This is a genomic window from Paenibacillus sp. OT2-17 (assembly GCF_009827695.1).
Classification (GTDB): domain Bacteria; phylum Bacillota; class Bacilli; order Paenibacillales; family Paenibacillaceae; genus Paenibacillus; species Paenibacillus polymyxa_B.
The window spans coordinates 1-1,493 of record NZ_WUDQ01000738.1 but is presented as its reverse complement, the minus strand read 5'-3'; the positions used below and the strand labels follow the sequence as shown (position 1 = coordinate 1,493).

Below are 1,493 nucleotides of genomic sequence, written 5' to 3'. Positions count from 1 at the left end.
CCTGTAAATACAGCATCCGCTTCCTTGGCGGCCAGGTTTTTGCCATCCTCCGAGGAACCTGCCTGAAAAATAACCGGCTGTCCCTGCTTGGATCGTCCAATGTTCAGTGGACCCTGCACAGAGAAAAACTCACCTTTATGGTTCAATGTATGCAGCTTTTCAGGATCAAAGAATACGCCGGCCTCCTTATCACGAACGAACGCATCCTCTTCCCACGAGTCCCACAGTCCTTTGGTAACCTGTAAATATTCCTCTGCAATTTTATAGCGCTGCGGATGCGACGGGTGCTCGCCTTTGCTAAAGTTAAGGGCAGAGCCTTCCAGCGGAGAAGTTACCACATTCCAGCCTGCACGACCTCCGCTAATATGATCAATGGAAGAAAACTGGCGTGCTACCGTGAACGGTTCGCTATAGGAAGTCGACAGTGTGCCGACCAGTCCGATATGCTTCGTCACCCCAGCCAAAGCGGACAGAATCGTAATTGGTTCAAAACGGTTCAGAAAGTGGGGAATAGATTTTTCGTTAATGAACAGGCCATCTGCGATAAATACGAGGTCAAACTTTCCTTCCTCTGCCTTTTGCGCCTGCGTTTTATAAAATTCAAAGTTAACACTCGCATCCGCAGGTACTTCAGGGTGACGCCAAGTCGTCATGCTTCCCCCAACACCGTGAATAATCGCACCAAATTTAATTTGTCTATTCTTAGCCATAACTCTTCCACCTCTCTTAAACATAATTGTTATCCTACGGCTATCATTTTTTTAGGGCAGCTAGGCTGCTAATGGTTTGTAGGGCAGTCTCCGCTACTTATTTTGTATAGGCAGCGGAGTAACTGATCCTTTTCCTATTGGCCTATACTACTTGATTGTAACTTTCCAGCACTTTACCCAACTCTTCCAGATCCGGGTTGAGCAGTGCTTCATATTTATTATCCCCGCCTACCTCGACGACAGGGACATAACGAATACCATATTTGGTCTCCAGCACGTCACGCAGCGCATCATTTCCGTCCACTTGGATATTTTCATACGGCTGATTTTGGGATTCCAGGTACGATTTGATCTCTCCACAAAAATGACAGCCGGTTTTACTCCACAATACAACTTTAGGTTTGGACGACATATACATACCTCCGTGAGTTTAATGTTTATAATCCCGATGAATTAAATAAGAATTATATCTATAATGTATCCTCCCCCCTCCTTTCCGTCAATCGCTTGTGCAATAGACAATGATAATTCATCGATAGAAAATTTTAATTATATATTGTATTTCATCGCTTATTGGCAGCTTGGTTATTTAAATTTAGGGGAATTGGAGTTTAAATGTGCCTTGACGCGGATATCCTTGGAATAGTAGCGTCCTTGTGGCGAAATGAAATGAGGTTGAGCAAATGCAGGATTGGGCCGAGGTTGCTATACGCACATTAATGGCTGTCGCTATATTATTTTTAATCACCAAAATTCTTGGAAAACGTCAGGTATCCCAGCTTT

The 1,493-nt window shown here is 44.2% G+C and carries 2 protein-coding genes and 1 pseudogene; 1 reads left to right on the top strand and 2 read right to left on the bottom strand.

Annotated elements, in window-relative coordinates; translation table 11 throughout:
- Together GRP75_RS26645 and GRP75_RS26640 are read right to left on the bottom strand one after the other, a co-directional pair.
- Positions 1 to 710 (bottom strand): NtaA/DmoA family FMN-dependent monooxygenase (locus GRP75_RS26645; protein ID WP_160790857.1); only part of this gene is annotated, 710 nt, incomplete at its 3' end.
- Positions 711 to 852: 142 nt separating this feature from the next.
- Positions 853 to 1,122, bottom strand: coding sequence for a glutaredoxin family protein (locus GRP75_RS26640; protein ID WP_023988351.1), 270 nt, complete (start codon positions 1,120 to 1,122; stop codon positions 853 to 855).
- A gap of 271 nt (positions 1,123 to 1,393) precedes the next feature.
- Between GRP75_RS26640 and GRP75_RS30110 the strand changes: the two are divergent.
- Positions 1,394 to 1,493, top strand: a pseudogene (locus tag GRP75_RS30110) (DUF421 domain-containing protein); the annotation flags it as partial.